General features: G+C 68.4%; 6 protein-coding genes. 2 read left to right on the top strand and 4 right to left on the bottom strand.

From position 1 onward, the window contains the following. Positions 1 to 1,630: ribosomal protection-like ABC-F family protein (gene abc-f / locus ABE472_RS04300; RefSeq protein WP_346465610.1), on the bottom strand; the 1,630-nt coding region annotated here is incomplete at its 3' end. 36 nt (positions 1,631 to 1,666) lie between these two features. Then, the gene (locus ABE472_RS04295) at positions 1,667 to 2,563 is read right to left on the bottom strand and encodes a LysR family transcriptional regulator (RefSeq protein ID WP_346465608.1); all 897 of its coding nucleotides are present in this window, start codon (positions 2,561 to 2,563) and stop codon (positions 1,667 to 1,669) included. Between the two features lie 104 nt (positions 2,564 to 2,667). Between ABE472_RS04295 and ABE472_RS04290 the strand changes: the two genes are divergently transcribed. Together ABE472_RS04290 and dbpA are read left to right on the top strand one after the other, a co-directional pair. Further along, the gene (locus tag ABE472_RS04290; RefSeq protein WP_346465606.1) at positions 2,668 to 3,744 is read left to right on the top strand and encodes a YeiH family protein; all 1,077 of its coding nucleotides are present in this window, start codon (positions 2,668 to 2,670) and stop codon (positions 3,742 to 3,744) included. A 33-nt stretch (positions 3,745 to 3,777) separates the two neighbouring features. Continuing rightward, positions 3,778 to 5,160: an ATP-dependent RNA helicase DbpA gene (gene dbpA, locus ABE472_RS04285; RefSeq protein WP_259260417.1), complete on the top strand. Its 1,383-nt coding sequence runs from the start codon at positions 3,778 to 3,780 to the stop codon at positions 5,158 to 5,160. 145 nt (positions 5,161 to 5,305) lie between these two features. Here dbpA and ABE472_RS04280 read toward each other — a convergent pair whose 3' ends face one another. Together ABE472_RS04280 and ABE472_RS04275 are read right to left on the bottom strand one after the other, a co-directional pair. Beyond that, positions 5,306 to 5,842, bottom strand: coding sequence for an adenine phosphoribosyltransferase (locus ABE472_RS04280; RefSeq protein ID WP_346465604.1), 537 nt, complete (start codon positions 5,840 to 5,842; stop codon positions 5,306 to 5,308). Positions 5,843 to 5,884: 42 nt separating this feature from the next. Further along, positions 5,885 to 7,450: a protein adenylyltransferase SelO gene (locus ABE472_RS04275; protein ID WP_346465602.1), complete on the bottom strand. Its 1,566-nt coding sequence runs from the start codon at positions 7,448 to 7,450 to the stop codon at positions 5,885 to 5,887. Between the last annotated feature and the right edge of the window lie 14 nt (positions 7,451 to 7,464).

Genomic DNA, 7,464 nt, shown 5'->3' with positions numbered 1-7,464 from the left:
CAACAGGCTTGGCCGCCACCACCGGCGCGGCCGCCGCCGCGGCGGCCACGCGTGCGGCGTGGCGCTGCCAATCGGTATAGCCGCCCACGTACTCGCCGACTACGCCGTCGCCTTCCATCACCATCGTGGAGGTCACCACGTTGTCCAGGAAGTCACGGTCATGGCTGACCAGCAGCAGCGTGCCGGTGTAGTCGCTCAGCAGCTCTTCGAGCAGCTCGAGGGTTTCCACGTCCAGATCGTTGGTCGGTTCATCCATCACCAGCAGGTTGGACGGCTGCGCGAACAGCTTGGCCAGCAGCAGGCGGTTGCGCTCACCACCGGACAAACGGGTGATCGGCGCGCGGGCGCGTTCGGGCGAGAACAGGAAGTCCTGCAGGTAGGCATGCACGTGCTTGCGCTTGCCGTTGAACTCGATGAAATCGCGGCCCTCGGCCACGTTCTCGATCGCGGTCCAGTCTTCGCGCAGCACCGCACGGTACTGGTCGAAGTACGCGATCTGCAGGTTGGTACCGGCACGCACTTCGCCGCTCTGCGGCTGCAGGTCGCCCAGCAGCAGCTTGAGCAGCGTGGTCTTGCCGCTGCCGTTCGGCCCGATCAGGCCGATGCGGTCGCCGCGCAGGATGACGGTGCTGAAATCCTTGACCATCGTGCGCTCGCCGAAGGCGAACGAGATGTCCTTGACGTCGATGACCTTCTTGCCGGAGTTCTCCGCCTGCGCCGCTTCCATGCGCACGTTGCCGCCAAGTTCACGGCGCTGCGAACGATCGTTGCGCATCGCCTTGAGGCGGCGCACACGACCTTCATCGCGGGTGCGACGGGCTTTGATGCCCTGGCGGATCCAGATTTCTTCCTGCGCGAGCAGCTTGTCAAAGCGCGCGTTTTCCTGCGCCTGCGCGTTCATGCGCTCTTCGCGGCGGCGTTCGTAGTTGGCCCAGTCGCCCGGCCAGCTGGTGACCTGGCCGCGGTCGATCTCGACGATGCGGGTGGCCAGTGCACGCAGGAAACGACGGTCATGGGTGACGAACACCACGCTGCCGTTCCAGTTCTTGAGGAACATTTCGAGCCAGTCGATGGCTTCGATGTCCAGGTGGTTGGTCGGTTCGTCGAGCAGCAGCAGATCCGGCGAGGAGACCAGCGCGCGGCCCAGCAGCACGCGGCGCTTCATGCCGCCGGACAGGCGCGCGAATTCGGCATCACCGTCCAGGTCGAGCTTGGTCAGGGTTTCGCTGACGCGCTGATCCAGGCCCCAGCCGTTGGCGGCATCGATCTTGGCCTGCACGGCCGAGAGCGCATCGCCGTCGAAATCTTCGGCCATGCTCAGGTGGTGGAACTCGGCCAGCCACTGGCCCAGCTCGCCCAGGCCATCGGCAACCACGTCGAACACGCTGCCGGCGGCGCCGTGCGGCACCTCCTGTTCCAGGCGGGTGATGCGCACCCCCTGCTGCACGCGGACTTCGCCGTCATCGGGCTTGTGATCGCCGGACAGCAGTTTGAGCAGGGTCGATTTGCCGGCGCCGTTGCGTCCGATCAGGGCGATACGCTCGCCCGGCTCGATCGACAGTTCGGCTTTTTCCAGCAACAGGGGGCCGCCGACGCTGAAGTCGACGTTTTGCAGAGTAATCAGAGGCATCCGACCATTGTACGGTCTGGCGATGCGCGGCGTCGCTTACTGCTGACCGAACGCGTCCGCAGGCAGCCCCAGCAACGCCCCCAGCACCGGCGGCACCCGCTTGCCGGGATGGCGTACCAGCCACAGCTGGCGCGACATGGGCGGCAGCGGCGTGTTCACCACGGTCAGCGTCCCCAGCGCGAGCAGATCGGCCACCGCATGCCGCGACAGGCACGCCAGACCTAGCCCGGCTGCCGCCGCCTGTTTGATGGCCTCGGTGCTGCCCAGCTGCATGGCGCGGGCGAAGTGGTGCAGGTGCGGCAACAGCGCCTGCTCGACCGCCTCGCGGGTGCCCGAGCCCGGCTCGCGCAGCAGCCAGCGGGCCTGTGCCAGCACGTCAATCTCCATCCAGGCGGTCCCCGGCGCTGTCGCGGCCACGATGACCAGTTCATCGCGCTGCCACGGCAGCACTTGCAGGCCGCTTTCGTGGCACGGGCCTTCAATCAGGCCCAGATCCACCTCCAGCCGCTGGACCGCGGCGACGACGTCGGCGCTGTTGCCGATCCGCAGGTCGAGCTGGGCCTGCGGGTTATCGGCCAGCAGCGCGGCGACGCGGGTCGGCAGCAGGTAGTTGCCGATCGTGGTGCTTGCCCCGAGCCGCAGCAGCAGTGGCTGCGCACCGGCTTGAATCTGCCCGACGCCGGCCAGCCGCTCCAGATCGACGGCGGCGGCCAGCAAGGCGCGGGCGGGATCCAGCAGTGCCCGTCCCTGCGCGTTGAGCACCAGCCGGCGCCCGATCCGGTCGAACAGCGGGCTGGCCAGCTGGTTTTCCAGCTCATTGAGGGCGGCGCTGGTGGCCGATTGCGACAACGCCAGCTGCGCTCCCGCAGCAGCCGTCGTGCCGGCGTCGGCGATGGACACGAAAACCTGCCATTGGCGAAGGGTGAGGTGCATGCCGCCAATTAACGCACCAAACAGGTCGAAATGACATGAACAATGCGTTTTACAGGTTCATCAGCGGCGCGCAGGCTGGGAAGGTGATCTGACTGGAGACATCTGTGAACACCTCTGCCGCCGCCCTGCCCTCACCCACCACCGCGCAGCGCTGGCGCGGTCGCCTGCCCGGGCTGCTGCTGACCGGCGCCGTTGCAGCTGCGGCCATGGGACTGGCGCCACTGCCGTGGCTGCAGGCGCACGGCATCAGCGCGCTCACCCTGGCCATCGTGCTGGGCATCGCGCTGGGCAACACCCTTTACCCGCGGCTGGCGGCCCATGCCGGCGCCGGGGTCGGCTTTTCCAAGCACTGGCTGCTGCGGGCGGGCATCGTGTTGTACGGCCTGCGCCTGACCTTCCAGGATATCGGCCAGGTCGGTATCAGCGGGGTGCTGATCGATGCGCTGGTGCTGACCAGCACGTTCGCGCTGGCCTGGTGGGCCGGCACGCGATGGTTCGGTCTCGAGAAGGAAAGCGCCCTGCTGATCGGCGCCGGCAGCTCGATCTGCGGGGCGGCGGCGGTGATGGCGGCCGAACCGGTGGTGCGCGGGCGCGCCGAGCAGGTGACGGTGGCCGTTTCCACCGTGGTGGTGTTCGGCACGCTCGCGATGTTCCTGTACCCGCTGCTGTACCAGCTCAATCAGGCGCACGGCTGGATCCCGATGAGCGCGCAGGTCTACGGCGTGTTCACCGGCTCGACCGTGCACGAGGTTGCGCAGGTGGTCGCGGCCGGGCGCGCGGTGAGCGCAGCCGCAGCCGACACCGCCGTGATCGCCAAGATGGTGCGGGTGATGATGTTGGCACCGTTCCTGATCGGGCTGTCGATGCTGTTGGCACGCCGGGGTACGCCGGGGGCGCCCGGCCAGCGCGCCAGGATCGTGGTGCCCTGGTTCGCGTTCGGCTTCGTGGCGGTGGCCGGGCTCAATTCGCTGCAGGTGCTGCCGGCGGCCATCGTCAGTGCAGCGATCGATCTGGACACCGTGTTGCTGGCGATGGCGATGGCCGCGCTCGGTCTGACCACGCACGCCTCGGCGCTGCGCAAGGCCGGGATGAAGCCGCTGCTGCTGGCGCTGCTGCTGTTCGGCTGGCTGTTGGCGGGCGGGTTGGGGATCAACCTGGGCGTACACGCGCTGCTCGGCTGAGGCACGCCGGGCGGACTTCTGCGACACTACCGCATGTCTGAATTCTCCTCCCTGCCGCTGAAACCAGCGCTGCTGCCCGGCATCGATGCCATGGGCTATACCTCGCTCACCCCCGTGCAGGCCCAGAGCCTGCCGGCCATCCTTGAGCGCCGCGATGTCATCGCACAGGCCCCGACCGGCAGCGGCAAGACCGCGGCCTTCGGGCTGGGCCTGCTGCAGGCGCTGGACCCGTCCGTGACCCGCGCCCAGGCGCTGGTGCTGTGCCCGACCCGCGAGCTGGCCGACCAGGTCGGCAAGCAGATCCGCAAGCTGGCCACCGGCATTCCGAACCTGAAGCTGCTGGTGCTGACCGGCGGCATGCCGCTGGGCCCGCAGCTGGCCTCGCTGGAGGCACACGATCCCCAGGTCGTCGTCGGCACCCCCGGGCGCATCCAGGAGCTGGGCCGCAAGCGCGTCCTGCATCTGGGCGGCGTGACCACCCTGGTGCTGGATGAAGCCGACCGCATGCTCGACATGGGCTTTGAAGAGCCGATCCGCGAGATCGCCGGGCGCACCAGCAAGGACCGCCAGACGCTGCTGTTCTCGGCGACCTTCCCGGATGAGATCCGCGAGATCGCCCGCGTGCTGCTGCGCGATCCGGTGGAAGTGACCGTGGAAGGCGCCGATCACGCGCCGGCGATCCGTCACCTGTTCTGCGAGACCGAGTTGGCACTGAAGCAGAAGGCGCTGGCCGGCCTGCTGCTCAAGTACACGCCGGAATCGGCCGTGGTGTTCTGCAACACCCGCCGCGATGTCGACGATGTCGCCATTTCGCTGCAGCAGTTCGGGTTCTCCGCGCTGCCGCTGCACGGCGAGATGGAGCAGCGCGACCGCGATGAAGTGCTGGTGCGCTTCGCCAACCGCAGCTGCAACGTGCTGGTCGCCAGTGACGTCGCCGCGCGAGGCCTGGATGTGCAGGATCTGGCCGCGGTGATCAATTACGAGCTGCCGACCGATATCGAAACCTACGAGCATCGCGTTGGCCGCACCGGCCGCGCCGGTGCCACGGGCCTGGCGATCAGCCTGGTGACGCACCGCGAGCGCAACCGCGCCGATGCGCTGGAAATGGCACAGGGCAAGCCGCTGGACTGGCAGAAGACGCCGCTGGCCACCGCGCGCCCGCCGGTGCTGCCGCAGGCCGCGATGACCACGCTGCGCATCGATGGCGGCAAGACCGACAAGCTGCGCCCGGGCGACATCCTCGGCGCACTGACCGGCGATGCCGGGCTGGCAGCCAAGTACATCGGCAAGATCGACATCTACGCCACGCGTTCGTATGTGGCAATCGCGCGCGAACATGCCGGCCGGGCGATCGCCCAGCTGGAGGCCGGCAAGATCAAGGGCCGCCGGTTCCGCGTCCGCAAGATGGATGTCTGAGCGGTAGAGCCGACCGTTGGTCGGCTGATCGCTTCAAGCATCGGGTAGAGCCGACCGTTGGTCGGCTGCGCCTTCGCCGGAGCGTTTGGGGTGCCGGCCAGCGGCCGGCACTACCGGTGCCGGCACGCCCGCACGGATTCCCGGCTCAGTACACCAGGTTGGCCAGCAGCGGCACGTCACTCGTCCAGCGCTCGCGGCCACCGAGGCCGGCCAGTTCCACCAGCACGGCCGCACCGACCACCTCGACCTGCAGCTGGCGGGCCAGCGACAACGCCGCCAGCAGGGTGCCGCCCGTGGCGAGCACGTCATCGATCACCAGCACGCGTGCGCCGGCCGGCAAGGCATCAGCGTGCACTTCAATGCTGTCCGTGCGGTATTCCAGGGTGTAATCCTGGCGCAGCACCCTGCCCGGCAGCTTGCCCGGCTTGCGCACCGGCACGAAGCCCACGCCCAGCACCCGCGCCATGGCCGCACCGAGGATGAACCCGCGCGACTCGATCCCCATCACCGCCTGCAGGTTGGCATCGCGCCAGGGCGCGACCATCGCATCGATGGCGGCCGCGAAATCCGGGCCGTCGGCGAGCAACGGCATGATGTCCTTGAACAGGATGCCCGGCTTGGGGAAATCGGCGATGTCGCGTAGGCGGCCGGCCCAGGCGGGCGTGGCGGAAGACTCGGTCATGATCGGCACAGCACAAAGGGTGGCATAGGGTAACCGAGCGTCTTACGAGCTGCAGGACAGCATCGAGCACCCGGCCTTCACACGCGCCCACTCGGGCCGCTTGGCCGCGAAGTGTTCGCGCCCCGGTTGCGTTTCATACGGCCGCCGCAGCACCTCCAGCAGCGTATGCACGCCGCTCAGGTCGCCCTGCTCCGCCTGTTCGATCGCCTCCTGGGCGAGCCAGTTGCGCAGCACGTAGACCGGATTGGCCCGGCCCATCTGCTGCTGACGCGCCTGTGCACTCAGGCCATCGCCGCGCAGGCGCACCGCGTACTGCTGCAGCCATGCCTGCAGCGACGGCAGCACCGCGTCGCGACGGGCCGGGCGGTAGAACGCCTCCTCCAGCACCGCCACGGAAGGCGATGCTGGATCGAGCGCCATCAGCCCACGGAAGGCCAGGGTCATGTCCATCTCACCCTCGTGCAGGATCTCCAGCCACGCCGCCATCAACGCCACGTCGTCATCGCGGCAGCTATCCAGGCCCAGCTTCGCGGCGATGTCGGCGCGCTCGCAGTCCGCGTGCACCTGCTGGAAACGCGCCAGCCCGTCGTGCAGCGGCGTGACATCGTCGAACAGCGGCGCCAGTGCCTGCGCCAGCCGGGTGAGATTCCAGTACGCCACCTGCGGCTGCGTGCCGAAACGATAGCGTCGCCCCTGCGCGTCGGTGGTGTTGGGCGTCCACTCGGGATCGTAATCCTCGACCCAGCCATACGGGCCGTAATCGATGGTGAGCCCGAGAATGGAGAGGTTGTCGGTGTTCATCACCCCGTGCACGAAGCCGACGCGCATCCAGTGCGCGACCAGCACCGCGGTGCGTTCGCAGATCTCGGCGAACCAGCGTGCATGGCGCGCCTCGCCCAGCTCGGCGAGTGCAGGAAAATCACGCGCGATGCAGACATCGGCCAACTGCCGCAGCAACGCGGTGTCGCCACGCGAGGCCGGCAGTTCGAACGTGCCGAAACGGATGAAGGACGGCCCGACGCGGCACACGATCGCGCCGGGTTCGGCCTCGGGGTGGCCGTCATAGAACATGTCGCGCACCACAGCATCGCCGGTGCCGACCAGGCTCAATGCGCGCGTGGTCGGCACGCCGAGATGATGCATCGCCTCGCTGCAGAGGAACTCGCGGATCGACGAGCGCAGCACTGCACGTCCGTCGGCGCCCCGCGAGTACGGGGTGCGCCCGGCGCCCTTCAACTGCAGTTCCCAGTGCGCACCGTCCGGCGTGAGCAGTTCGCCCAGCGAGATCGCGCGGCCATCGCCGAGCTGCCCCGCCCAATGCCCGAACTGATGGCCACCGTAGTTGGCCGCCCACGGTGCCATCCCGGCATACAGCGCATTGCCGCCGAACACCCGCGCGAAATCCTCGCTCTGTATCAGGTCCTCGCCCATGCCCAGCAGCGTGGCCACCTCAGGTGAGTACGCCAGCAGCTGTGGCGCGGCGACCGGCGTCGGCATGACCGAGGACCACGCGGCCTCGCGCACCTCCCGCACGCGCGGGCCGGTTTCCGGCTCGCCGGGCAGGTCACGGATGAAACGGTTGTCGAAACGCAGGGGCTGGGTGCTCATCGGTATGAAATGGG

Origin of the sequence: Stenotrophomonas sp. TWI809 (genome assembly GCF_039673205.1) — a bacterium.
Classification (GTDB): Bacteria; Pseudomonadota; Gammaproteobacteria; order Xanthomonadales; family Xanthomonadaceae; genus Stenotrophomonas.
Note: the sequence above shows the minus strand (reverse complement) of the source record. Positions and strands in the feature narration are given on the sequence as shown.

Bases quoted from the DNA above. Each gene is read 5' to 3' on its own strand.
- ABE472_RS04295 (WP_346465608.1), bottom strand. From the start codon at position 2,563: ATGCACCTCACCCTTCGCCAATGGCAGGTTTTCGTGTCCATCGCCGAC.
- dbpA (WP_259260417.1), top strand. From the start codon at position 3,778: ATGTCTGAATTCTCCTCCCTGCCGCTGAAACCAGCGCTGCTGCCCGGC.
- ABE472_RS04280 (WP_346465604.1), bottom strand. From the start codon at position 5,842: ATGACCGAGTCTTCCGCCACGCCCGCCTGGGCCGGCCGCCTACGCGAC.
- ABE472_RS04275 (WP_346465602.1), bottom strand. From the start codon at position 7,450: ATGAGCACCCAGCCCCTGCGTTTCGACAACCGTTTCATCCGTGACCTG.